This window comes from Nonomuraea sp. NPDC005983, assembly GCF_040614375.1.
GTDB lineage: Bacteria > Actinomycetota > Actinomycetes > Streptosporangiales > Streptosporangiaceae > Nonomuraea.
The window spans coordinates 33,088-56,430 of sequence record NZ_JBEXUP010000030.1 but is presented as its reverse complement, the minus strand read 5'-3'; the positions used below and the strand labels follow the sequence as shown (position 1 = coordinate 56,430).

26 protein-coding genes and 2 pseudogenes are annotated in these 23,343 nt (G+C 70.6%); 19 read left to right on the top strand and 9 right to left on the bottom strand.

Going from position 1 to position 23,343, the window contains the following annotated elements:
* Nucleotides 1–124: 124 nt before the first annotated feature.
* Entirely contained in the window at nucleotides 125–751 is a 627-nt protein-coding gene (locus ABZ297_RS16415; RefSeq protein ID WP_355345899.1) for an alpha/beta hydrolase, read from the top strand.
* Between the two features lie 53 nt (nucleotides 752–804).
* Here the strand turns inward: ABZ297_RS16415 and ABZ297_RS16410 are convergent.
* Nucleotides 805–1,805 (bottom strand): annotated as a pseudogene (locus tag ABZ297_RS16410) (IS5 family transposase).
* A gap of 304 nt (nucleotides 1,806–2,109) precedes the next feature.
* Nucleotides 2,110–3,015 (bottom strand): aminoglycoside phosphotransferase family protein, encoded by a 906-nt coding sequence (locus ABZ297_RS16405; protein WP_355345896.1) that lies wholly within the window; start codon nucleotides 3,013–3,015, stop codon nucleotides 2,110–2,112.
* Between the two features lie 351 nt (nucleotides 3,016–3,366).
* Here ABZ297_RS16405 and ABZ297_RS16400 point away from each other — a divergent pair, with 351 nt between their 5' ends.
* Genes ABZ297_RS16400 through ABZ297_RS16385 form a run of 4 tightly spaced genes read left to right on the top strand, consistent with a single transcriptional unit; the run spans nucleotide 3,367 to nucleotide 6,005 of the window.
* On the top strand, nucleotides 3,367–3,654 hold the full coding sequence (locus ABZ297_RS16400) for a hypothetical protein (RefSeq protein ID WP_355345893.1): 288 nt from the start codon (nucleotides 3,367–3,369) through the stop codon (nucleotides 3,652–3,654).
* Between the two features lie 15 nt (nucleotides 3,655–3,669).
* Entirely contained in the window at nucleotides 3,670–4,062 is a 393-nt protein-coding gene (locus tag ABZ297_RS16395) for a GntR family transcriptional regulator (RefSeq protein WP_355345890.1), read from the top strand.
* On the top strand, nucleotides 4,059–5,027 hold the full coding sequence (locus ABZ297_RS16390) for an ABC transporter ATP-binding protein (protein WP_355345887.1): 969 nt from the start codon (nucleotides 4,059–4,061) through the stop codon (nucleotides 5,025–5,027). Before ABZ297_RS16395 ends, ABZ297_RS16390 begins: the two co-directional genes overlap by 4 nt.
* 12 nt (nucleotides 5,028–5,039) lie before the next feature.
* Nucleotides 5,040–6,005: an ABC transporter permease subunit gene (locus tag ABZ297_RS16385; protein ID WP_355345884.1), complete on the top strand. Its 966-nt coding sequence runs from the start codon at nucleotides 5,040–5,042 to the stop codon at nucleotides 6,003–6,005.
* Between the two features lie 222 nt (nucleotides 6,006–6,227).
* Here ABZ297_RS16385 and ABZ297_RS16380 read toward each other — a convergent pair whose 3' ends face one another.
* Nucleotides 6,228–7,013, bottom strand: coding sequence for a Tn3 family transposase (locus ABZ297_RS16380; RefSeq protein WP_355345881.1), 786 nt, complete (start codon nucleotides 7,011–7,013; stop codon nucleotides 6,228–6,230).
* 273 nt (nucleotides 7,014–7,286) lie between these two features.
* The gene (locus ABZ297_RS16375) at nucleotides 7,287–7,754 is read right to left on the bottom strand and encodes a hypothetical protein (protein WP_355345878.1); all 468 of its coding nucleotides are present in this window, start codon (nucleotides 7,752–7,754) and stop codon (nucleotides 7,287–7,289) included.
* A 123-nt stretch (nucleotides 7,755–7,877) separates the two neighbouring features.
* Here ABZ297_RS16375 and ABZ297_RS16370 point away from each other — a divergent pair, with 123 nt between their 5' ends.
* Nucleotides 7,878–8,522 (top strand): GntR family transcriptional regulator, encoded by a 645-nt coding sequence (locus ABZ297_RS16370; protein WP_355345875.1) that lies wholly within the window; start codon nucleotides 7,878–7,880, stop codon nucleotides 8,520–8,522.
* Nucleotides 8,519–8,983 carry an OsmC family protein gene (locus ABZ297_RS16365; RefSeq protein ID WP_355345872.1) on the top strand — a complete coding sequence of 155 codons (465 nt, stop codon included), beginning with the start codon at nucleotides 8,519–8,521 and terminating at the stop codon, nucleotides 8,981–8,983. Before ABZ297_RS16370 ends, ABZ297_RS16365 begins: the two co-directional genes overlap by 4 nt.
* 18 nt (nucleotides 8,984–9,001) lie before the next feature.
* Here the strand turns inward: ABZ297_RS16365 and ABZ297_RS16360 are convergent, their stop codons facing one another.
* Nucleotides 9,002–10,312 carry an FAD-binding oxidoreductase gene (locus tag ABZ297_RS16360; RefSeq protein ID WP_355345869.1) on the bottom strand — a complete coding sequence of 437 codons (1,311 nt, stop codon included), beginning with the start codon at nucleotides 10,310–10,312 and terminating at the stop codon, nucleotides 9,002–9,004.
* Between the two features lie 198 nt (nucleotides 10,313–10,510).
* On the opposite strand from ABZ297_RS16360, the gene ABZ297_RS16355 reads away from it, so the two are divergent.
* From ABZ297_RS16355 to ABZ297_RS16340, 4 genes are all read left to right on the top strand, one after another.
* Nucleotides 10,511–11,254, top strand: coding sequence for a 2OG-Fe(II) oxygenase (locus ABZ297_RS16355; RefSeq protein ID WP_355345866.1), 744 nt, complete (start codon nucleotides 10,511–10,513; stop codon nucleotides 11,252–11,254).
* A 174-nt stretch (nucleotides 11,255–11,428) separates the two neighbouring features.
* Nucleotides 11,429–12,025: a hypothetical protein gene (locus tag ABZ297_RS16350; RefSeq protein ID WP_355345863.1), complete on the top strand. Its 597-nt coding sequence runs from the start codon at nucleotides 11,429–11,431 to the stop codon at nucleotides 12,023–12,025.
* 34 nt (nucleotides 12,026–12,059) lie between these two features.
* Entirely contained in the window at nucleotides 12,060–12,617 is a 558-nt protein-coding gene (locus ABZ297_RS16345; protein WP_355345860.1) for an XRE family transcriptional regulator, read from the top strand.
* Between the two features lie 41 nt (nucleotides 12,618–12,658).
* Nucleotides 12,659–13,180 carry a GNAT family N-acetyltransferase gene (locus ABZ297_RS16340; protein WP_355345857.1) on the top strand — a complete coding sequence of 174 codons (522 nt, stop codon included), beginning with the start codon at nucleotides 12,659–12,661 and terminating at the stop codon, nucleotides 13,178–13,180.
* On the opposite strand, the gene ABZ297_RS16335 is transcribed toward ABZ297_RS16340, so the two are convergent.
* The 3 genes and pseudogenes from ABZ297_RS16335 to ABZ297_RS16325 all read right to left on the bottom strand — a co-directional run bounded on the left by ABZ297_RS16335 (nucleotide 13,177) and on the right by ABZ297_RS16325 (nucleotide 15,561).
* Nucleotides 13,177–14,943, bottom strand: coding sequence for an MOSC and FAD-binding oxidoreductase domain-containing protein (locus ABZ297_RS16335; RefSeq protein ID WP_355345854.1), 1,767 nt, complete (start codon nucleotides 14,941–14,943; stop codon nucleotides 13,177–13,179). The genes ABZ297_RS16340 and ABZ297_RS16335 overlap by 4 nt on opposite strands.
* Nucleotides 14,944–15,178: 235 nt before the next feature.
* Nucleotides 15,179–15,361, bottom strand: a pseudogene (locus ABZ297_RS16330) (RNA polymerase sigma factor); the annotation flags it as partial.
* Between the two features lie 11 nt (nucleotides 15,362–15,372).
* Nucleotides 15,373–15,561 carry a YciI family protein gene (locus ABZ297_RS16325; RefSeq protein WP_355345851.1) on the bottom strand — a complete coding sequence of 63 codons (189 nt, stop codon included), beginning with the start codon at nucleotides 15,559–15,561 and terminating at the stop codon, nucleotides 15,373–15,375.
* A 270-nt stretch (nucleotides 15,562–15,831) separates the two neighbouring features.
* Here ABZ297_RS16325 and ABZ297_RS16320 point away from each other — a divergent pair, with 270 nt between their 5' ends.
* Nucleotides 15,832–16,650 carry a nitroreductase/quinone reductase family protein gene (locus ABZ297_RS16320; protein WP_355345849.1) on the top strand — a complete coding sequence of 273 codons (819 nt, stop codon included), beginning with the start codon at nucleotides 15,832–15,834 and terminating at the stop codon, nucleotides 16,648–16,650.
* Nucleotides 16,651–16,663: 13 nt separating this feature from the next.
* Here ABZ297_RS16320 and ABZ297_RS16315 read toward each other — a convergent pair whose 3' ends face one another.
* The gene (locus ABZ297_RS16315; RefSeq protein WP_355345935.1) at nucleotides 16,664–16,870 is read right to left on the bottom strand and encodes an LLM class flavin-dependent oxidoreductase; all 207 of its coding nucleotides are present in this window, start codon (nucleotides 16,868–16,870) and stop codon (nucleotides 16,664–16,666) included.
* Between the two features lie 78 nt (nucleotides 16,871–16,948).
* Between ABZ297_RS16315 and ABZ297_RS16310 the strand changes: the two genes are divergently transcribed.
* From ABZ297_RS16310 to ABZ297_RS16280, 7 genes are all read left to right on the top strand, one after another.
* Entirely contained in the window at nucleotides 16,949–17,677 is a 729-nt protein-coding gene (locus tag ABZ297_RS16310; protein ID WP_355345846.1) for a phytanoyl-CoA dioxygenase, read from the top strand.
* A gap of 35 nt (nucleotides 17,678–17,712) precedes the next feature.
* Nucleotides 17,713–18,204 carry a MarR family transcriptional regulator gene (locus tag ABZ297_RS16305; RefSeq protein WP_355345843.1) on the top strand — a complete coding sequence of 164 codons (492 nt, stop codon included), beginning with the start codon at nucleotides 17,713–17,715 and terminating at the stop codon, nucleotides 18,202–18,204.
* 32 nt (nucleotides 18,205–18,236) lie between these two features.
* On the top strand, nucleotides 18,237–18,593 hold the full coding sequence (locus ABZ297_RS16300; RefSeq protein WP_355345840.1) for a metalloregulator ArsR/SmtB family transcription factor: 357 nt from the start codon (nucleotides 18,237–18,239) through the stop codon (nucleotides 18,591–18,593).
* Nucleotides 18,590–19,210, top strand: a complete 621-nt coding sequence (locus ABZ297_RS16295) for an SRPBCC family protein (protein WP_355345837.1) — start codon at nucleotides 18,590–18,592, stop codon at nucleotides 19,208–19,210. Before ABZ297_RS16300 ends, ABZ297_RS16295 begins: the two co-directional genes overlap by 4 nt.
* A 272-nt stretch (nucleotides 19,211–19,482) precedes the next feature.
* On the top strand, nucleotides 19,483–20,454 hold the full coding sequence (locus ABZ297_RS16290) for a winged helix-turn-helix domain-containing protein (protein ID WP_355345834.1): 972 nt from the start codon (nucleotides 19,483–19,485) through the stop codon (nucleotides 20,452–20,454).
* Nucleotides 20,455–20,778: 324 nt separating this feature from the next.
* Entirely contained in the window at nucleotides 20,779–22,710 is a 1,932-nt protein-coding gene (locus tag ABZ297_RS16285) for a fumarylacetoacetate hydrolase family protein (RefSeq protein ID WP_355345831.1), read from the top strand.
* Complete coding sequence (locus tag ABZ297_RS16280) at nucleotides 22,695–23,324, top strand: DUF2867 domain-containing protein (protein WP_355345828.1); 630 nt, start codon at nucleotides 22,695–22,697, stop codon at nucleotides 23,322–23,324. The genes ABZ297_RS16285 and ABZ297_RS16280 overlap by 16 nt, the downstream gene beginning before the upstream one ends.
* The last annotated feature ends 19 nt before the right edge of the window (nucleotides 23,325–23,343 follow it).

Genomic DNA, 23,343 nt, shown 5'->3' with positions numbered 1-23,343 from the left:
GCCCGTGACGGCGACGTCGCCACGGTATGCGAAGCCCCACTCGCGGTAGTAGGCACGCAGCCGGTCGTTGGGTCGCACGCAGTCGAGCCGCAGGAAGCCGGCGTTCAGATGCCACGGCTGACCTGTGAGAACGGGCTTAGCGTACGTTTTCGTTCCGCTGCACCTCGACCCCCGCTACGCCGCCTTCGTCCTGCACTACCCGGTCGGCCTGGACCGCCTGCACCCACTCCCGCTCAACACGGCCCGCGCCGCGCTGAGCCACCTGCGTGAGAACGCGGCGCACTACCACCTCGACCCCGCGCGCCTCGGAGTCCTCGGCTTCTCCGCAGGCGGCCACCTCGCCGCCCATGTCGCCGCCGAACCCGGACCTGCCCCCAACGCGCGGCCGGACTTCGCAGTCCTGCTGTACCCGGCATCATCCTGGCGCTCGTTCTACACCCCCGGCTCCAACGCGTCCGGGCACGACCCGCTACTCGGCGCCGACCCCACCCCGGCCCAGCGCGACGCCGTCTCCATCGAACTGATCGCCACCCGCGACACCCCACCGGTCCTGGCCATCCACGCCGCCGACGACACCGTCGTCCCCGTCCGCCACTCCCTCCTCCTGACCCAAGCACTGGCCGACCTCGGCGTACCCGTGGAACTGCATGTCCTGCCACACGGCGGCCATGGCTTCGGCCTCGATGAAGAGAACCCGGAAACCCACCGCTGGACAGACCTGTGCGCAAACTGGCTCAGCCGATACGCCTGACCACAAACAACGCCCTCACATCCCGACCTAGGGCATGTACGGACTTCAGATCTTCAGATGGGTTGAAGGCTTCGAATCCACAAGATGGCTCCGCGTAGATGAAGGCCGGCGAGGTAGCTGTCGGGAGTCTTGTCGAAGCGGAAGGCCAGCCCTCGCCACTCCTTGATCCGATTAATACAGCGTTCCGCCGTGTTGCGCTCTTTATAGAGATCGGGATCATGGCTGATCGGGCGGCCGCCGCGGGAGCCGCGCTTCTTGCGGTGGGCCGCCTGGTCGCGCTTCTCCGGGATGACCGCCTTGATGGCGCGTCGGCGCAGGTAGGCGCGATTACCGCGGGAGGAGTTGGCCTTGTCAGCGGCCACCGCGCCCGGCCGGGTGCGCGGGCGGCCGACAGGCAGGCGGACACTGATCCGGGACAGCACGGCGCGAAACTGCGGGCTGTCGCCGGCTTGGCCCGGGGTCAGGACGAAGGACAGCGGACGGCATCGCCGGTCGGCCGACAGGTGGACCTTGCTGGTCAGCCCACCCCGCGAGCGGCCCAGCCCAGCCGCCTTCAGTCGTATTCTGCGCCGCAGTCGTAACCGACGGCGTCCGTCCCCATCCCCGTTCCCGTCTTCGTCGGGCTCGCCGCCCCGGCCGTCTTGGGGGTTTTGCCCCTTTGGCGGAGCCCCTTTTCCTGCTCGGTGGCCTCCTCCAACGCCTTCACCAACTCGCCGTCCAGGACCATCCCAGCGGCGTGGTGGTGGGCACGGGCCGTGGTGGAGTCCACGCTGACCAGGTCAAGGTCGACCTGCCCTCGGGCAGCGGCCTCGGCGATCAGCGCCTGCATCAGCTGCTCGAAGACGCCCGTCTTCGCCCAGGATCGGAACCGGTCATAGGCGGTGGACCACGGCCCGTACTCGGCGGGCAGGTCCCGCCACGGGCTCCCGGTACGGAAGCGCCACATCGCGGCGTTGAACTGCTGCCGCAGGTCCGGGATCGGGCCCCGCTCACCCAGAGGCAGGTGAGGCTCGATCAAGGACCATTCCTCGTCGGTGAGGTCTCCACGGGCCATGACGATGGCCTACCAGGATCCCGGCCAAGGCGTAGGCGAATCTCCCTGATCTCAACTCCGTACAGGCCCTTGAAGGCCTACAAACCGTCCCGTGAGGAATGACGGCCTCCGCTACGCAGATCCCCACCCTGGGAAACGATCACATCTCTTCCGGGAAGCGATCTTCCTCACCTCTCCTCCATCCCAGGCCAGCCCTACTCGTGAACACCCCAACCGGCCTCAGCCTGCGACCAGCCCACAGAACCTCAGATAAGCACCGCCATTCACCCATCCTGTCGGCGCATCGCGACACCTATCCGTTGGATCAGGCCAGATCGGCCCAGGGGGTTGGCGGGGTTGAGGCGAAGAAGCGGAGCAGGCCCAGGAGCCGGCTGGCTGGAGGGGCGGTCCAGTGGCGTTCGCCCGGGCGCGGGACGGGATCTGCCAGACGTCCGAGGGCCCAGATGAGGTGGAACCACAGCACGCGAGCGTCCCAGGCCGATGTGCTCGTTGAGGTCCCCTCGCCGGTTTCCTGTCGGTAGCCGTCGAGCATGGCCGGGATGCCGGTCAGGGGCATCTTGGCGAAGTCCACAGCAGGGTCGGCCCACTGGGCATCGCCCCAATCCACGATCCCGTTGAACTGGGCTGTTTCCGGGGAGACAAGGAGGTTCTGCGGAGCGATGTCGCCGTGCACCAGGACCAAGGGCGGGTCCGCAGGAAGACGTGCCGAGAGCCGGTCGAACCAGCCGGTGAGCCAGCGGGCGGCCTCGGCGTCGATCCACCCTGCCATGAGAAGGCGGTTGGTGAGTGCCCAGGGGTCTGGGGTGTCGTTCTCCACGGGGACGGCAGGAAGATGAAGTGCGGTGGCCGGAGATAGCCGGTGCAGTTTGGCCAATTCCCGCCCCACTTGGTGGAAGACATGGTCGGTGTTGGCGAAGGGCAGTTCGAGGCGTGCGAGATCTACTCCCTGCGCTCGGGCGAGCACCATGTAGGGCACGTCCACCACCGAACAGGTGTCATCGAAGGCGACGACTTCCGGTGTCCGCACGCCTGCGTGCAGGGCGGCGGGGATGACTGCGACCTCCTTGACCAGGTCCGGGAGGAACTGCTTAGTCCGCGGGATGCGCAGAACCAGGTCATCTCCGAGAAGGAAGACGCGGTTGGCCACCCCTGTGGGAAGTGGCCGCACCTGCTCAACGGTGATCCCGTGCAGGCTGGCGATGACGGCCAATGTCTCGTCGCTCGTCTCGTATTCCAACATGATCGAGCATGCTGGCACGGACGGCCAGGACCGTCTCGCCCTTTTCCTGCAGTTGCTGGCCGGTCCCCGTGCAGTTGGTTTCGTCGACCACCGCGGCGGGCCGCTGCCAGCCGGTCCCGTAAACGTGAGCCGGACAAGCCGTTCCGCTGTCGGGGGCATTTTCTGCACGCGCGTTCCTCCAGAGAGGTGAGAGGCGTAGGCCCCTCCAGGAGAACACGGGAATGGAAAACAGTGGGGCCGGTTGCCGAGCTGCGGAAGTCACGTTCCCGGAACCAAGCCGGTTCCGGGAACGGCAGCGATCCTGTTCTAGACGGCCACGTCGTGGACGAGGTGATCGCCGAGCAGCTCGGCCGCGGCCATCCGCTCGCGGTGCACCTGGACGACTTCCTCACCGACAAGCGCAACGCCGGCGCCTCCGGCCAGACGATCCGCGCCTACCGCGGCGACCTGCTGCAGTTCACCAGCTACTGCGACGGCGACCCCTTTGCGGCTGGCAGTGCGGGCCGAATCTGGGGCTCTTGGGAAGAGGCGACCACGACCCGCGCGAGAGGCCAGGAGGCCGAGTTGACGAAGATCATGGGCGCTAATACCCTTTTACTAATCCAATAGGAAAAGGGTATTGTGGTGATCAAGCTTCGCCTCGATCCAAGCTCTGGTGTGGCGACATATCTGCAACTGGTGCATCAGGTCAAACACGCCTTGCGGCTCGGTGTGCTCATGCCGGGCGATCGGCTGCCGACGATCAAGGAGGTCGTCAGCGACCTCGCGATCAATCCGAACACCGTGGCCAAGGCCTACCGCGAACTGGAACACGAGGGCCTCGTCGTCGGCCGGCCCGGGTTGGGCACGTTCGTGCGGCGGTCCCTGGGCAGCGGATCCACGGCCGATCACACCCGGTTCCGCCGCGACCTCGCCCGGTGGGTACACGACTGCCGTGAAGCGGGGCTCGACCAAGGGGATATGGAGGCGCTGTTCGCCTCGGTGCTCGCCGACTCCGTCCAGGAGGGGATCGCATGACAGCGGATCGGACAGTGAGGATGTTCGGCGGCGGATCCGGTGAGCTCACCGCCCCCGCACAGAGCCCGACGGCTCTGGAGGCCGTGAGGCTCGCCAAGCGGTATCGGGGCACGTGGGCGTTGCGCGAGTGCACGATGTCCGTCCCCGCCGGCCGGGTGGTCGCGCTCGTCGGACCGAACGGCGCGGGCAAGTCCACGTTCCTGCACCTGGTCGCCGGCCTGATCGCCCCCACCCGGGGCAGCGTGCGTGTCTTCGGCGAACCGGTCGGCCAGCGGGCAGCCGCCCTCGCGCGGGTGGCGTTCCTGGCCCAGGACAAACCCCTCTACGACGGCTTCACCGTCGCTGAGATGCTCCGCTTCGGACGCCACCTCAATCCGGGGTGGGACGACGCCCTGGCCCGGCAACGGCTGGCGGAACTGGATATCCCGCTGAACCGCAAGGTCGGCAAGCTTTCCGGAGGTCAGCAGGCGCAGGTCGCGCTGACCATCGCCGTGGCCAAGCGGCCGGATCTGCTGGTCATGGACGAGCCGCTGGCCAACCTCGACCCAGTGGCCCGGCACGACGTCATGTGCTCCCTGATGGCGGCGGTGGCCGAGACGCAGATGACCGTCGTCCTGTCCTCCCATGTTGTGTCCGACCTGACCAACGCCTGCGACTGGCTGGTGGTGCTCAACCGCGGCCAGGTCCAGATCAGCGGCGAGGTCGACGAGCTGCTCGCCACCCACCGGATGATGTCCGGTCCGGCCGAACTGGCCGACGGGATGGCGGCCCGGATGCCGGTGATCAGCGACAGCCGCAGCGAACGGCAGGCCGACCTGCTGGTCCGCACCGGCCCGGGAACTCCGTTGCACGACCCGCGATGGAGTGCGTCCGGTGTGAGCCTGGAGGAACTGGTGCTGGCCTACCTGCGCCGCCCCGACACTACCTCACTGCCTCGTCCGACCTTGACCATTTCTGACCGCTAAGGAGACCTGGAAGTGTTGTGGCTTACCTGGCGGCAGCACCGCATGCAGGTGCTCGTCACCACGGCGCTGCTGGCCGTCCTCGGCGCGGTTCTGCTCATCAACGGTGCGGGCGCGGCCGACTTCGCCGCCCAGAACGCTCCGGCGGCCGACTGCGTGGCGGACACGCCCGTCTGCAGCGCTTACCTCGTGGAGATGAACGAGCGCATACGGTCGGTGGGTGAACTCCTCAGCTGGCTTCCGCTGCTGGCCCCGGCGATGATCGGCGCCTTCTGGGGCGCTCCGCTCCTGGCCCGGGAGTTCGAGCAGGGCACGCACCAGCTGACCTGGACCCAGTCGGTGACGCGGCGGCGCTGGTTGGCGGCCAAGATCGTCGGGCTCGGTGCCGCGGTCACGCTCGGCGGGCTGGCGCTGGCCGGCATCGTGGAGCCGTGGCTGGCCGCCTTCGACGTCCCCCCCCACAACGTTGACCGCTTCGACATGAGTTGGTTCCGCGTTGTCGGCATCATGCCAGCGGCGTGGTGGCTGGCCGCGTTCGTGCTCGGCATGACCGCCGGCGCACTGTTCCGGCGGACCCTGCCGGCGATGGCGGTGACCCTGGCGGTGTGCGCGTTAGCATTCTTCGGGCTCCTCAGGGCGCCATCCTCCTACGCGACACCGGAACGAGTCGTGCAGGCCACGGTCATGGACGAGCCCGAACCGGATGACTCCCTGCACGTGACGAGCTACTGGATCGACAGAAGCGGCGTGAAGTACACCGCTCAGGAGAGAGAGCTCGCGCTCGCCGGCCCCTGCGGGACAGACGAAACGACCAAGAAGTACGCCAGATGCTCCTTCGGCCACGGCTATCGACAGGTGACCGAGTTTCACCCCGCGGACAGGTTCTGGCAGTTCCAATGGGCCGAGGCGGGAATCTTGCTCATCCCCGCTCTCTCGTTGGGCGGCCTCGCCGTCCGGCGCACCCTTCGGCCCCGCATCTGAAACCAGTTATCGCCTCATCACGGTGACGGGAGGGCCTGGCGCAGGACCGTCACCGCCTCCTGCGAGGCGTCCAGTAGAGGGCGTGCAGTGAATCATGCAGGACCGAGAGCAACGAATTCTGCGTGACGTAGGTCGGCCCGCTGCCTGCCCGCCCTGATCAAACTGCCCGACTCTTCCTTTGAGCAGATGCCCGAACGACAGCGTCCTTGCCGACTCGGCGGCTCAGAAGAGGGTGTCGCGCACCCGCAGCGGCCGATAGCCAGTGGGGCCAAGCTGGGCCAGCTCGCTCCCAGTACCGAACACCGGGGTCAGCGGCAGCCGCTGGTGATAGCCGATGATGGCCAAGTTCGCCGCGCGCAGCGTCTCCTCCCGCACGTACCACTCGGCGGTCCAGGCCAGCACGTCGTAGGAGATCCCGCAGGCGTCGGCCATCCGCGTCAGGCCGAGGTTGGTGGAGTGGCTGATCAACACCGCGATCAGGTTCCGCTTCAACTCCGGGCTGCGGGCCTGCTTGCCGCCAGCGTGGGTGAAACAGTCCAGGTAGCCGGTGCGCTTGCCCAGCTCGATCAGCAGCGACACGATCGGCGCGAACGGCAGCATCTCGGTCAGCTCAGCCGTCAGCGCCGTTGCCTCGGCCGGGACGTCCTCGGCGGTCAGCGGCGAGATCACCAGGTCACCGCCCTCATCGAGGCGCACCGGGCCGTCCCCGGCGGCCAGGACCTCTTCCACCTCGCCCAGCTCGTCCTCCGCCGCGGCGAGCGCGCGGGCAGGGTCGGCAGGCTTGCCGACCAGCTGGCAGAACTCCGCGCGCTGGTCGGCCCACTTGCAGGGGGTCAGCAGATAGGCGGCCGGGTCGGAGTAACGACGCGAACCTGGCACGAACACGTCTCCGGATCGCAGCCCGTCCCGCAGCGCCAGCAGCGTGCACAGCTCCCAGTAGTGCCGACAAGCGCGGGCGTTGCCGGACTTCGCGGCGGCCTCCAGGTAACCGCGCCACTTCGTAGGCACGAAGCCGTCCGGGGCCTCGGCGGGGACGAAGCGAGCGCGACATCAGCTGATGTCAGGGTGAAGAACCGAAATAGCTCGTCTCGACCGATCTCCGGGAATCCCCGCAGCCGCTCTAGCTCCTCATCCGCGAACACCTGCGTCGCCAAGAACGTCCTCCGGCCAGCCCCACAGATACAAAGCTCAGAAGCCTACTCAGCTATATCCGCCCGATTTTCGGCGGTTACTGCTGGGACCCCGTGATCTCGACCGCGGCCGGCGCGGCCCAGCAGTGGATCAGGCGAAGTCGGCGGCGTGGTCCGTGGCCCACTCCGCGAAGGAGCGCGCCGGCCTGCCGGTCACTTCCTGGACGGCGTTCGTGACGAGCGCGGGACGGTCCACGGCCTCGACCATGTGGCGGACGAGGGCGTCGGCGACCTCCAGAGGACCCCATCGGGCCAGCGTCCGGCGATAGTCCTCCACGTCCAGCTCGGCGAACTCCACCCGCCGCCCGATGGCCGCGCCGATCAGCTCGGCCTGCTCCCGCTGGGTCACCGACCGCGAGCCCGTCAGAACATGCACGGCCCCTTGGTGGCCGGGATCCAGCAGCGCCCGCACGGCGACCGCCGCGATGTCGGCCTCGTGGACCGCGGCCACCTGCGCCTCCGGGAACGGGTCGCGCACCACGCCTTCGGCCCTGATCGACGCGGCCCACTGCAGCGTGTTGGTGGCGAAAGTGTTCGACCAGCGGATCATCCTCTTCACCGCCGCACCCGGCACCACCTCCCACGACGCGCTCCAGCTCCTTCGCAGCCTGTAGGCACGACGGCACCGTTCTCGATCCTTGCGTGCATGCATGGTATACATTGCATGCAAAAGGAGGCTGCTGTGGAGACGACCTATGACAGGGTGCGCGAGCTGATCGTGTCCGGGGCCTACCTGCCCGGGCAGCGGGTCACCGAGTTCGACCTGTCCGAGCGGCTGGAGGTCAGCCGCACGCCGATCCGCGAGGCGCTGCGGAAGCTGGAGAGCGACGGGCTGGTACGCGGCGGGCGGCGCGGGATGACCGTGGTGGAGCTCGGCGGCAAGGCGCTGCGCGACGCCTACCTCGTCCGGGCCTCGCTGGAAGGGCTCGCCGCGGAGCTGGCGGCGCGGCGGCAGCAGGCGGGGGAGATCTCGCCCGCCGCGCTGAACCGCCTGGTCCAGTACGCCGACCAGGCGGACCGGGCCACCAGGGACGGCGACCTCGCGGCCGGCGTGCTGCACAACCGCGCCTTCCACCGGCACGTCGCCGTCCTCGCCGACAACCCGCTGGCCCTGGAGGTGCTCGACCGGGTCTGGGACCAGATCACCGTCTCCACCCGCACCTCGCTGACCGCGCCGAGCCGTCCGGCACAGGTGGACGATGAGCACCGCACGCTGATCGAGGCGATCACCGCGGGGGCCCCCGACGCCGCCGTTGCCGCCGCCCGCGCCCACATCATGGCGACGCTCTCCGCCCAGCCCGAACGACCCGAAGGAGCACACGAGTGAGCAAGGAACACGACTACCAGGTCACCGTGCGGTGGACGGGCGACACAGGCTCCGGCTACCGCGCCTACGACCGGGCCCATGACGTCTCGGCCGAGGGCAAACCGGTCATCAAGGCCAGCTCCGACCCGGCCTTCCTCGGCGACCCGGCGCGCTGGAACCCGGAGGACCTCCTGGTCGCCTCGCTGTCGCAGTGCCACATGCTCACCTACCTGGCGCTGTGCGCCCGCCACCGCGTGGTCGTCACCGCCTACGAGGACACCGCCCGCGGACGCATGCAGGAGGCCCCCGGCAACAGCGGCCGGTTCACCGAGGTCGTCCTGAACCCGGTGGTGACCGTGTCCGACCCGGACATGGCCGACAAGGCCGCCGCGCTGCACCACGACGCGCACGAAGCCTGTTTCGTGGCCAACTCGGTGAACTTCCCGGTCCGGAACGTTCCCAGCATCCGGGTGGCGGGCTGAACCAGCCCGCCACGCCTGTCAGGCCGACACGGGGAAGTTGCTGCGGATGACCCCGCGGGGGTCACGCCGCTCCTTGATCTCCCGCAGCCGGGCCAGCGTGCCGGGGGAGAACGCGGTCGCCGCCGTCTCGTCGGACGCCAGGTAGGTGAAGGGCTTGCGCCCGCTCACGTACGGGGCCAGCGCTTCGGACAGCTGCCGCCCTCTGCCGCGGATGCCCGCGGCGACGTCGGGAGCGAACGGCACGCCGAACATGTAGAGGGAGTAGCCCTCGGTCAGCGGGCCGTGGGGGCTGTCGGAGGGCCGGGCGAACGCGCCGCCCAGGTGCCGGAGCTGCACGCCCATCAGGGGCGCGATCGGGTCCGCAAGAAGGATCTTGGCGACCGCGTCGTCCAGGTCGGTCAGCAGCTCGGCGCGCGACAGACCGGGCGAGGGGTCCGTCGGCTCGCCGGTGATGGAGCCCAGCTCGGCGACCGGCATGACCTTCCGGCTGTCCGACAGCGGGGTGCCGACCTGGTCGAGCGGACGCAGCAGCGCCTGCGCCTCGGCCGCGCCGCCCAGGTAGGTGGTGTCCACGGCCACCATCGGGGCCGAGCCGGGGAACTGCACCAGGCTCAGCCACAGGGTCAGCTCCTCGGGCGCGTCCGCGGTGATCCGGCGGAAGGTGTCGAGCGCCTGCGGCGCCTGCTCGGCGGGCCAGAGCAGGCGACCGCCGTACAGGGCGGGCGCGGGGTGCAGGTCGAACTCCATCGCGGTGACCAGCGCGTAGTCGCCACCGCCGCCGCGCAGCGCCCAGAACAGGTCGGCGTCGGAGTCGGCGGTGACCCGGGCCTGGTTCCCGTCGGCGTCGACGATCTCGAAGGCGGTGACGCTGTCGGCGGCCCATCCGTGCCTGCGGCCGAACCAGCTGAGCCCGCCGCCGAGGGTGTAACCGACCACGCTGACCACCGGCGAGCTGCCCGGCAGCCCGGTCAGGCCGTGCGGGGCGGCCACGGCCTGCACCTGCCCCCAGGCCACGCCCGCGCCGACGCGGGCCGTGCGGGCGTCGGCGTCCACCCGGAGCTCGTCCAGCTTGCGGGTGCGCAGGAGGATCACTCCGGCCACGTCGCCCGTGGCGCCGTGGCCGTTGGGCTGGGCCGACACCGTCAGCCCCGCGGCGCGGGCGTAACGGACCAGCGCCGCCACGTCGTCGGCGTCGGCGGCCTCGACCACCGCCGCCACCGGCTGCTCGACGGCCAGGTTCCACGGCCTGCGGGCCTGCTCGAAGCCGCCGTCCCCCTCCAGCACCACGGAGCCGCGGACACGGGAGCGCAGGTCGTTGAGGTTGCTCATGCTTTGTTCTCTTTCGTACGTCAGCAGCGGGGTCCGGACGCCTCCGTCCGTCACCACCAGGACGGGACAGCGCCCTGGAATGTGACAGCTCCGGCCGTGAGGTCTCTTTCCCGCCAGACACGGCGGCGAGCCGACCATACGCTCAGGCGGCGCCGACCGGCGCCGCTCCACGAAACGACAGGCAAGGAGTCCCGCACCATGCTCCCGCTGTACGGCGAGGCGCCGGCGATCCCGCACCACCCCGACCTGCCCGCGCTCGGCGACCTGGACTGGGGCGACCTCCACCATCAGCTCGACGGCGACGGCGTCGCCGTCACGCCGCCGCTGCTGTCGCCGGCCCAGTGCGCCGACCTCGCCGCCACCTTCGACCAGCCCGAACTGTTCCGCAGCACCGTCGTGATGCAGCGCCACGGGTTCGGCCGCGGCACCTACCGGTACTACGCCGACCCGCTCCCGGAGCTGATCAGGACGTTGCGCGAGTCGCTGTACCCGCCGCTGGCGTGGATCGCCAACCAGTGGGCCGCCCAGCTCGGCGAACGGACCTTCCCGCTCGAGCACGCCGGGCTGGTCGCCGAGTGCGCCGCGAACGGCCAGCTCCGTCCGACGCCGCTGATCCTGCGCTACGGCCCCGGCGACCACGCCTGCCTGCACCAGGACGTCTACGGCGAGGTCGTGTTCCCGTTGCAGCTCGCCGTCATGCTCAACGAGCCCGGCCGGGACTTCACCGGCGGCGAGAACGTCTTCGTCGAGCAGCGGCCCCGTTCCCAGTCACGCGCGATCGTCGTCAAGCCGCGTCTGGGCCAGGGCATGATCTTCCCGGTGCGGCACCGCCCGGTGCGGGGGAGCCACGGCTACCGCCGCGATCCGATGCGTCACAGGACCGGCAGCGTCGAATCCGGCCGTCGCAACGTTCTGGGCGTCATCTTCCACAACGCCCGCTGACGTGCCGCCGGGCCTGTCCAGAGCGCATGGGGCTTCGACCACCGAACGCGCCGGCTGCGCTGATCATCCGATCGGTGGGCCGTCTCCCTCGCGTGGGGGATGACCAGGGCCCGGAGTGGCTGCGATCTTCGGATTCAGACCGGGCAGGCCATGCCCGCGGCCTGAAGGATCGTGATGACCACCCTCACCGAAGCGCCACCGTCCGGGAGGCTGCGCGCCGCCTGGACGGCCGCGCACGCCCCCGTGGACGGGGTTCCGCGCTGGGCGCGGATCGCCGCCTACACCATCCCGTTCACCGTGTTGCCGTCCAGCGTCTGGCGGATCGCCGCGGTCACCTTCCACCTGCCGATCGCCCGTGGTGAGCAGGGCCCCGGAGAGATCCCCTCGTGGCTGCCGGTAGAGCTGTACGTGGTGGTGTTGTCGGTCTTCTCCGAGCTGGTGGCGTTCACGGCCGTCGGGCTGATCTCCAGGTGGGGGGAGGTGTTCCCGCGCTGGATTCCGGGCCTGCGCGGGCGGAGGGTGCCGGCGCTCGCCGCCGTCGTCCCCGCCGCCGCGGGTGCCGTCGCGCTGACGTGCATGTGGACGCTGGCGGCGGTCATCGTCACCCTCGGGCTCGACGTCCACGGCCGCCCGCTTCCGGCGGACTTCCCGCTGAACGTCCACGACTGGCAGGGGCTGCTGGCCGTCGCGGCCTACGCGCCGTTGCTGCTGTGGGGGCCGCTACTGGGAGCCGTTACCGTCGCGTACTGGCGGCGGCGGCATCGCGCTTGACTTCCTGTCCCACATACGGGATATCGTCTCCAATATGAGAGAGGTGGAGGAGCGGCTCGCCGCGCGCCTGGCGGAGCTGCGGACGGAGCGCGGCTGGTCACTGGACGACCTGGCGCGGCGGGCCGACATCAGCCGTTCGACGCTGTCGCGCCTGGAACGCGCCGAGATCAGCCCGACGGCCGCGCTGCTGGGCAGGCTGTGCGCGGTCTACGAGCGGACGATGTCGCGGTTGCTGGCAGAGGTGGAGTCGGAACCTCCGCAGGTGGTGCGCGCGGCGGCGCAACTGGTGTGGCGGGACGAGGCGTCGGGGTTCGAGCGCAGGTCGGTATCCCCTCCCCACGCGGGTCTGCGCGGCGAACTCGTCGAGGCGAGGCTGCGTCCAGGCGCGGACATCGCCTACGACACCCCGCCGGTCCCGGGGCTTGAGCAGCACATCTGGGTTCTGGAAGGGGCCGTGGAGATCGCCGCCAACGGCCACACGCACGAGGTGACGGCGGGCGACTGCCTGCGCTTCCGGCTGTGGGGGCCTTCGCGGTTCCGCTGCCCCGGCCCCGATCCGGTGCGTTACGCGCTGCTGATCGTCCTGCCGTGACACCGCCGTCCGCCTGCCCTGCCACCGAAGGAAGCGCACCCATGCACACCATCGACCGCCTGTCCGCCGACGCGTTCTCCGACAGCGTCGACGACCTCGCGGACCTCCTGGCCCACACCGTCGAGGGCGGCGCCTCCCTGGGCTTCCTGAGCCCCTTCGACCAGGCGTCGGCCGTCGTCTGGTGGCACGCGCAGGCTCCGGCCGTGGCCGGCGGTGACCTCGCCGTCTGGGCCTGTCGCGGCACCGCGCGCATCGACGCCACCATCAGCCTCGCCCTGGTCCGCAAGCCCAACGGCCGGCACCGCGCCGAGATCGTCAAGCTGATGGTCCGCCGCGACGCCCGCGGCCAGGGGCTGGCCCGCGCCCTGCTGGCCACCGCCGAGCAGGCCGCGCTCGACGCCGGGGTCACCCTCCTGCTCCTCGACACCGAGGCCGGCAGCCCGGCCGAACACCTCTACCTCGCCGACGGCTGGACCCGCTACGGCATCGTCCCCGGCTACGCCGCCGACCCCGGCGGCGTCCTCCAGGACTGCAGCTTCTTCTACAAGCGGCTCGGCGCCTAGAGATCGAGGACGACGTCGCCTCGGGGCCGGGAGCAGCAGATCAGGACGTTCCCGGCGGCGGGCGGGTCCACGGGCTCGGGCGAGTAGGCGACGCCGCCCGACAGCAGGCCGCTTTCACAGTTGTGGCAGACACCGGTACGGCATGACCAGCGGGTGGGCACGTCGCACGCCTCCGCGAGCTCCAGCAGGCTCGAGTAGGACGGGTCCCAGCCGACGGTGAGCCCGCTGCGCGCGAACGCGACCGCCGGCCCCGTGCCGGGCGGGCCCGCGGGCGGGTGCACCGGCTTCGTGGAGACGCCGGTCAGGCCGGGCGTCAGGGGCGGCCCCGCCCCGAAGATCTCCGTGCGGACGCTGGCGGGGGCGAGGTCCGAGGCGGCGAGCGCGGCGGGGAACTCCCGCATGAACCCGGGAGGGCCGCACAGGTAGGCGTCGGCGCCGCGGGGAACGCCGAAGCGGCCGAGCAGATCCACGGACAGCCGTCCCGCGGTTCCGTAGTCGACGCCCTCGCGGTCGCCGGGCGCCGGACGGCTGTAGCAGATCCACTCGTGCGCGTTCGCGAGCCCGGACAGCAGGTCGTGGCTCTCCTGGGCGAAGGGGTGCTCCGCGCCGTCGCGCGCCCCGTACAGCCACCACACCTCGCGCGTGGAGCGTTCGGCGGCGAGCGCGTGCAGCATGGCGAGGACGGGGGTGGCGCCGATGCCCGCCGACACCAGCAGGACCGGGTTGTCGCCGCTCTTCAGGGTGAAGGAGCCGCGCGGCGCGGCGAAGTCCAGGACGTCGCCGACGCGTACGCGCGTGCGGAGGTGGCTGCTGGCGGCGCCGTGCGGTTCCTGCTTGACGCTGATGCGGTACCGCGCCGCTCCCGGCGGGCCGGACATCGAGTAGCTGCGGACGAGCGGAGGAGCGCCACCGCCCGCGCGCAGCTTGACGGTGAGGAACTGCCCAGCGGGCGCGAACGGCAGCGGTGAGCCGTCGGGCGCGGCCAGCGTCAGCGAGAACACGCTCGTGCTCTCCGCGTCGATGCGGGTGACCTCCAGCGGCCGGAACCCGTCCCAGGCCGGCGGGGGACCGGCGGCGGAGGTGAGCCCCGGGTTGCCGGTCGGCCGCCCGGGGGCGGCCTCCGCCTGGTCGAGCAGCGCCCGCAGGGAGGTCTGCCAGCCAGGGCTGAGCGCGGGGATGCGCAGCGACCTGGCGAGCTGGTCGCGGGGATGCCCCGGCAGGTAGAGCAGGTCGTCGATCTCCGCGACGGTCATCGCCTCCGGGCCCGCGGCGACCTTGACGATCTCGTCACCCGCCTGCACGAGTCCTTCGGTGAGGACACGGAGATAGAACCCGGGACGGTGGTGGGAGACGAGCAGGGCGGCCATCTGCGGCTCGCCCATCCGCAGGCCCACCCGGTAGCAGGTGACGCGCGGCTGGGTGACCTCGAACAGCGCCTCGCCGATCCGGTAGCGGTCGCCGATGCAGACCTCGTCGTCCGGCAGGCCGTCGACGGTGAAGTTCTCGCCGAACTGCCCGTAGCCGAAGTCGTCGCGTCCGAGCTGTTCCTGCCAGTAGCGGTAGGAGTCGATCTGGTACACCAGCACGGCGCGGTGCTCGCCGCCGTGCCCGACGAGGTCGCCCTGGCCGTCTCCGTCGATGTTCAGCCGGCGCACCATCCGGGGGCCGGTGACCGGGTGCTTCCACACGCCTGTGTGGACCGTCCTGCCCTGCCAGGCGACGTCCTGGGGCAGACCCACGTTGACCGCCAGGAGCTTGGCCATCCGTCGTCCCTCCTCAGGCCACGGCTCTGGGGAATCGACCTATCACCTCATCCTCGCAGGTCAGCGACGCCCCCCGGCAGCTCGGGGGTGCCCGGTGAGGCGCTCGCGGGCCTGGTGGAGGAAGGCGCGTTCCGCCGCGTTCCCGGTGCGGGCGATCGCCGCCTCGTACGCGGACGCGGCCTCGGCGGCCCGGCCCAGGCGGCGCAGCAAGTCCGCGCGGACGGCGTGGAAGAGGTGCCGTGTAGCCCTCGTTGAAGATCAGGTAGATCACGGCCAGCACGGCCTGGAGGCGGCCGGGCAGGTCGGCCTCGTTCGGGACGCGGTAGGGGATGCCCGCGTCGCGGATCTTGCCCTTGGCCCTGACCAGCCGCTGCGCCATGGTCGGCTCGGCCACCAGGAAGGCGTGCGCGATCTCCGCGGCGTCGGGCATCAGCCGTCGGCCCCGTCCTGGAAGGGGCGCACCTCGATCGGCAGCGTGGTCGCCGTGGCCAGCTTGCGCGCCCAGTCGAGCGCGACGTCGAGGTCGGGCGCCCTGATGACGGTGAACCCGCCGATGTGCTCCTTGCCCTCGGCGTACGGGCCGTCGGTCGTGAACGTCTCGTCGCCCTTTCGACACACCGCGGCACGATCCTTGTAGGATCTTCCCGTCGCGTGTCGCCGGCCGGGAGGACGGCGGCGGCATGGAGGCACCGATGCAGGGGGATGATGTCGTGACTTCTCTGTTCACTGGCAACGCCTGATCTGACCGCGCCCCGCGCGTCGTCCCCGCGCCCCTGCGGTGCCCGGGTCTTCTCGTCGTGTTCTCTTCCGACCGCCCCCGGGCCGGCGTGCGGTGGCTGAATGCCGCCCCAATCCGCCACACCCTGGAGAGTTTGCTCAAGCATGCCCATGGACTTCAACCAGCAGATCATCGACCGGTTCCGCGCCGACAACGGCCAGGTCGGGCCCCCGTTCGAAGGAGCCAGGCTGCTCCTGCTGACCACCACCGGCGCCAGGACCGGCGCCCGTCACACCACCCCGCTCGGCTATCTGCACGACGGTGACGGGCGGCTGCTCGTCATCGCCTCCGCGGGCGGCGCCCCGCGCCACCCGGCCTGGTACCACAACATCCGCGCCAACCCCCGGGTCACCGTCGAGGACGGCACCTTCACCTACGAGGCGGACGCTGTGGCCCTGGAAGGCGCGGAGCGTGACCGCGCCTTCGCCAGGGCCGTCGAAGCCGACCCTGGCTGGGCCGACTACCAGGCCAAAGCCGGCCGCGTCATCCCCGTGATCGCGCTGAACCCGCTGAACGCGACCCCGAACGCCACCCGGCACGGCGACTTCCTCAAGCTGGTGCACGGGGCGTTCCGCAGAGAGCTCGCCCTGATCCGCAAGGAGGTCGCGGAGTCGGGCGCCGGGCTGGGGGCGCAGCTCCGCATCAACTGCCTCACCCTCTGCCAGGGCCTGGAACACCACCACACCATCGAGGACGGGCACATGTTCGGCGCCCTGGGCGAGCAGTACCCCGACCTCGCTCCGGCCCTGGCCAGGCTGCGGGAGGAACACCAGGTCGTCAAGCGGCTGCTGGACGACCTGCAGGCACTGCTCGCCACCGAGGCACCCGACCCGGCCCAGCTCCTGCGGGAGGTGGAACGGCTCACGGGCGAGCTGGAGGCCCACCTGGACTACGAGGAGGAGCAGCTGGTCCCGATCCTGAACCGCTGACCCGCCTCGGCGGTCAGCCGTGCAGAGCCCCGGCCAGGCGGTCGATCTGGCCGGGGTCGCAGGCCCAGCAGTACAGCATCACCTCGTCGAGCCTGCGGCCACGGGTGTGCACGTCGAGCCCGGTGGCCAGGAAGTCGTCCGCGCGCCCGCCGACCCCGATGCCGAGCGTGAACCGTCCGCCGGACAGGCGGTCAAGGGTGGCGGTCTGCTCGGCGAGCAGGGCGCGCTCAGCCTAGCGCGGCCCAAAGCGGCACAAAGCGGCCCAAAATCGGTGGACACCGCCAATAGCGTGGCGGGCATGAAGAGCATTGACGTGGAAGGTTTCGTCGCCGATGGTTTCGCCAAGGTCGAGGCCGTGGTGCCGCGCGAGGTGGGTGACCAGGCCAGGGAGCTGCTGTGGCGGCAGATCGGCCTGTCGCCGGACGAGCCGTCCGCATGGCGGAAGCCCGTGGTGTGGGCCTGCGACAGCACCGGCGAGGGCCCGTTCGGCGAGATCGTGCGCAGCCCGCGGCTGCACGCGGCGCTCGACGCGGTGGCGGGCGCCGGCCGGTGGCTGCCGAGGCCCACGGCGGGCATGGTGCCGATCCGGTTCCCGAACGTGCCGCCCGCCGACGACCGCGGCTGGCATATCGACCTGAACACCGTCCGTCCCGACGGCAGCTGGGGCGTCAGCGGGCGTCCCGAGACGCTGCTGCTGCTCCTGCTGTTCTCCGAGGTCGGCCAGGACGACGCGCCGACCCGCATCAGGGCGGGCTCGCAACGCGACGTGGCCGGGCTCCTGGGGGAGCAGGTGGAGGACGTCTTCGCGCTCGGGCCGCAGCTCGACGAGGTGAGCCGCGACCGGCCGCTGGCCTGGGCCACCGGGCAGCCGGGCGACGCCTTCGTGGTGCACCCGTTCACCGTGCACGCCGCCGACCAGCACTTCGGCACCCGGCCTCGGTTCATGGCGCAGGTGCCGATCCAGCTGGCCAAGCCGTTCTCTCCGGACGAGGACACCCTGCTGGGCAGGGCCGTCCGGGATCGGTGATGTTGCGGCTGTCGCGCGCCAAATAGAGTAGCCGCATGAGCGACGCGATCGACCTGGTCATGGAGCAGTGGAGGCGGGAGCGGCCGGACCTCGATCTGTCGCCCATGGGGGTCTTCGCGCGGCTGGCCCTGGTGACCCGGGCGGTCGAGTCGGAGGTCGACCGCGTCTTCACCCGGCACGGCCTGCGTCAGGGCGAGTTCGACGTGCTCTCGGCGCTGCGCAGGTCCGGGCCGCCGTACACGCTGATCCCGTCGGAGCTGTCGGCGGTGCTGATGATGTCGCGGGCGGGCATGACCAACCGGCTGGACCGGCTGGAGGCGGCCGGGCTGGTCGAGCGGAGCCTCGACCCCGCCGACCGCCGCAGTTTCCGCGTCTCCCTCACCGCGAAGGGCCGCGAGCTGATCGACGTCGTGCTCGCCGAGCACGCCGCGAACCTCCAGCGGCTGGCCTCGCACCTCGACCCGCAGGACGCCGTCGTGCTCGACCGCATCCTGCGTGGCATGCTCGCCTCAAAGAACCAGGTTTGACTTATATAAGCTCAGCCTGAAAAACTCAGGTAGTGCATGCATTCGACGTCCTTGGCGACCCGGTCCGGCGACGCATCCTGGAACTGCTGGCCGACGGCGAGCTGAGCTCCGGCGAGGTCACCGCGGTGATCCAGCGCGAGCACGGGATCTCCCAACCGGCGGTCTCGCAGCACCTGCGGGTGTTGCGAGACAACGGGTTCGCCAGCGTGCGGGCGCAGGGCACCCGGCGGCTGTACGCCATCGAGCCGGGCCCGCTCCGCGAGGTCGACCAGTGGCTGGAGCGTTTCCGCGGCTTCTGGGAACAGCGGCTGGACGCGCTGGCGACAGAGCTCGCGCGCGGCCGGCGTGCCAGGGGCGAGTCATCACCACCGAGAAACGAGCACACATGAAAGACATCATCGACGAGATAGCGAACGCGCGGCGCAAGCTCAGCGAGAGCGGCGAGGCCAAGTCCGTCTCGGTGCGCCGCCGCTACGACGCCGCGATCGAGGACGTGTGGGACGCCTGCACCAACCCCGAACGCATCGGCCGCTGGATGCTCCCCGTGACCGGCGACTTCCGGGTCGGCGGCACGTACCAGCTTGAGGGCAACGCGGGCGGCGAGATCCTGCGCTGCGAGCCGCCCTCCCTACTGAAGATCACCTGGGTGTTCGGCGGCAACGGTTCCGAGGTCGAGGTGCGGCTGGCGCAGGACGGCGACGGCACCGAGTTCGCACTGGAGCACACCGCCCCCGTCCCGCCCGAGATGTGGGACGAGTACGGGCCGGGGGCGGTCGGCGTCGGCTGGGACCTGGCGCTGCTCGGCCTGTCCCTGCACCTGGCGGGCGGGGCGAAGGTCGACGAGGGCGACTTCGCGCTGACCGACGAGGGCAGGCGCTTCGTCACCGCCAGCAGCCAGGCGTGGGGCGAGGCCCACCAGGCCGCCGGCGCCACCCCCGAGCAGGCCGCATCCGCCGTCCGGAACACGACCACCTTCTACGCCCCTGACGAGGAGCCGAAAGCTTGACCTCCTCCCTCCTGAGTTGAAGAGGGGATTCCCACGAACGCCCGTGAGCCGTCCACGGGAGAGGGGACGAGCCGGACGCCAAGCAGGCGCTGGCCCGCCGCCGCGCGGTCGTCGTGGACCTCGCCCGGACGCTCGCGGAGCGCGCCTGACGCCTGTCCCCGAGCCGTCGCGTGTGAACTCCGGCGCGCGAAAGAGCTCGCGGTAGGTGCGCATGGAGGGAGTCTCAGTGATCATTTTGTCGGACCGGTACCGTTTCGCCGGGAGGCGTAACGATGGGCTGGTGGCAGGTCAACGCGGACACACTCGCGGGGGTCCGGTTCGTCGTCTCTCCTCTGGCCGAGGCCACCGCCAGCCTCAAGACCCTGGAACGAGCGACGGCGGCGCACCCGGGCGAGCGCGCGTGGCTCGACGCCCACCTGCCCGCCTACCGCCAACGGCTGTCCGACGACCCGATCACCGCGCTGCTCATCCGGGCCGCCCTGGGCCGCACCTGGAACGCGACCTTTCTCACCCCCACCCCCTCCGGCGACAGCGAACCCGCCTTCGAGCAGGAGTTGGCGCGTATCCGGCGGACACCGCCCGAGACGGCCCGCGCCGACCTCACCGAATCCCTCTGCGGCCCGCTCCCCACGCGGTTGCGTCGTTCGGATCTACCCGAACGCACCGCCGACCTCCTGCAATGGGTGTGGGGACAGGCGGTGCTCCCGTACTGGCCGCGGCGTCGTGAAATCATCAAGGCCGACATCATCACGCGTACGGCGAAGCTGAGCCACGGCGGCTGGGCGGCGGCTCTTGATGACATGCGCCCCGGAATGCGGTGGCTCGGGGAGAGCCGGCTGCAGATCACCATGCATGACCACCCCCCGCGAGAACTGTCGGGAGCGCAGCTGATGTTCGTCCCCGTGACGCCACGCCAAAGCTGGCTCTCCTGGGATCTCTCGCACCGGCACGCGGTGGTGTACCCCTGCTCGGGCATCCTGGCCGAGGCGGGCCGAGCGTCGGCGCCCGAGAGCTTGGGCAAGTTGCTCGGGCCGGCCCGAGCGGGTGTCCTCGTCCTCCTCGAAACCCCGAAGACCACGACACAGCTGGTGGCCTTGACCGGGCAGGGGCTGGGGTCGGTGGGCCGACACCTGAAGATCATGCTCGACGCCGGCCTGATCCGGCGACGACGCGCCGGGCGATCCGTGTTCTACTACCGGACCGACGCCGGGAAGGTTCTCGTGGAGGCGCAGCAGACCGGGTGAGGGCCCGGTAGCGGATGGTGCCGCGAGCCGGAAGGTGGCGCGGCGTCAGGGCTGCCCGAGGCTCGCCGGCAGCAGGGCGCCGATCGTGGCGTGGACGGCCTCGAGGGCCACCGCCTCGGGAGCGACCCGCCACTGGACGTGAACGCCGATGACGGCCCCCGCCAGCAGAGCTCGGCGGCCGTCGCCAGCAGCCGGCGGCTCTCCTGAGTCCTCTCGATACGTCGCGTGGCCATGCGAAACATCGAACCATCCATGCCGAACGACAGAGCAAATGCTCGTCGATATAGCCTATGTTGGTCAACATAGAGACCAAGGAGGTTCTCCATGCGTTGGGTGACCTACGCGACGGCCACCGGAGATCGCGTCGGAGTGATCGGCGAGGACCGGATCCACCCCGTCGCGCCGGGCGTGAGCCTGATCGAGCTCATCGGCCGGGGCGCGGAGGAACTGCGGGCGGCCGGGGAAGCGGCCTTGGTGTCGGCGACGCGGACGGTTCCGCTGGCCGAGGCCAGGCTGCGCCCGCCGATTCCGCGCCCGCCCTCGGTCCGCGACTGCCTGTGCTTCCTGGACCACATGCGCAACTGCCAGCAGGCCGCCGGTCAGCCGCGCACACTCAAGGACGCCTGGTACCAGATCCCGGCCTTCTACTTCGCCTGCCCCTCGACGATCGTCGGCCCGCACGACGATGTGGCGATCTCCCCCGGCAGCGCCTGGTTCGACTTCGAGCTGGAGATCGCCGCGGTCATCGGCCCGGGCGGCCGAGACCTCACCCCGGAGCAGGCCGAGGAGCACATCATCGGCTACACCATCTACAACGACTGGTCGGCCCGAGACCTGCAGATGCGCGAGACGCCGCTGGCCATCGGCCAGGCCAAGGGCAAGGACGGCGCGACCACGCTCGGCCCGTTCCTGGTCACCCCGGACGAGCTCGACCCGTACCGCCGCGGTGGCAGGCTCGGCCTGCGGGTCGAGGCGAAGGTCAACGGCGCGACCATCGGCTCGGGCCGTACCGACGCCATGGACTGGAGCTTCGGCGAGGTCATCTCCTACGCCTCGCGCGGCGTGGACCTGGTGCCCGGTGACGTGTTCGGCTCGGGCACGGTTCCCGGCTGCTGCCTCATCGAGCACATGTCCCTCGCCGATCCGACCGCCTTCCCCGGCTGGTTGCGGGACGGCGACGTCGTCGAGCTGACAGTCGAGGGGCTGGGCCGTACCCGCCAGACCGTCCGCGCGTCCGCCGCGCCGTACCCGCTGACGCCCCGGCACAACCCCGACAGGCGGCCGCCACTCCCGCGGGTGAACCGCGCCCCGTCGAAACTGCCCTACACCCGCGGCCTGCACGAGGTCGCCGCGGGCGTGTGGGCCTGGCTGCTGCCCGACGGCGGGTACGGCTGGAGCAACGCGGGACTGGTCGCGGGCGAGGGCGCCTCCCTCCTGGTCGACACCCTGTTCGACCTGCCGCTGACCGCCGAGATGCTCGGCGGCATGCGTCCGATCACCGATCGGCACCCGCTCACCCACGCCGTCATCACCCACTCCAACGGCGACCACACGCACGGCAACCAGCTGCTGGGCGAGCACGTGCAGATCGTCGCCGCGGAGGCCACCTGCGCGGAGATGCGGCACGAGATGCCCCCTGAGATGCTGACCGCCACCCAGGTCATGGACATCGGCCCGGCGACCTCCTACTTCCGCGAACGCTTCGCCGCCTTCGACTTCAGCGGCATCCGCCTGCGGCTGCCCGACGTGACCTATGACGGGGAGCTCACCCTGGACGTCGCCGGCCGCGAGGTGCGCGTGCTGAACCTCGGCCCCGCCCACACCGCCGCCGACTCCGTCGTGCACGTGCCGGACGCGGGCGTGCTCTTCGCGGGCGACCTGCTGTTCGTCGGCGGCACCCCGATCGTGTGGAGCGGCCCGATCGCCAACTGGATCGCCGCCTGCGACAAGATGATCGCCACCGGCGCCGGCACGATAGTGCCGGGCCACGGCCCGGTCACCGACCCCGACGGGATCCGCGCCGTGCGCGGCTACCTCACCCACGTGGTCGAGCAGGCGGACGCCGCCCACGCCCGCGGCCTGTCCTTCTCCGAGGCGGTCGCGGCGGTGGACCTCGACGAGTACGCCACCTGGCTGGACGCCGAGCGGATCGTGGTCAACCTCCACCGCCGCTACCGCGAACTCGACCCCGCCGCCACACCCCAGCTGGACCAGATGACGCTGATGGTCATGATGGCCGAATGGGGGCTTTCGTGAACCTGCCGAAGACCGCGTACACCTCCCATCCGTGGCGCATCCATGAACTCACGAGCGACTTCTCGGTCGAGGATGTGTGGTCGTTCCGCACTCCCGGAGCCGGGCCCGGCGACTTCCCGACGATGCTCGCAGCGATGCGAGCTACCGGCGGGCTCGCGAAGCAGCCCTGGTCGTCGAGGTTCTTGTTCGCCGTTCGGTGGAAGCTCGGCGCACTCCTCGGCTGGGACAAATCGTCAGCGGGCGTCGGTGGGCGGGTTGCCTCGCTTCGCGACCGCCTGCCCAGCGACGTCCGCGACGCTCCCCGCGGCCCGGACGACGAGAGGATGCCTCTCAAAGCGGTCTACGAGCTCGACATGGAGTGCGCTCGCGAGCTGGCGAACAAGACCGTGCACACCGTGATGCATCTCGGCTGGGTTCAAGGCGCGAACGGCGACCATGAGCTGCGGATGGCCGTCCTCGTCAAGCCCAACGGATGGTTCGGGCGGCTCTACATGGCCGCCATCGCGCCTTTCCGGTACCTCATCGTCTACCCGGCCCTGACCCGGCGATGGGAACAAGCCTGGCGCGACCGCGACCATACGGCGGCGGAGCAGGAAGAAAGGGTGTCACGCTGAACTCCGGAAAGCGGCTGCT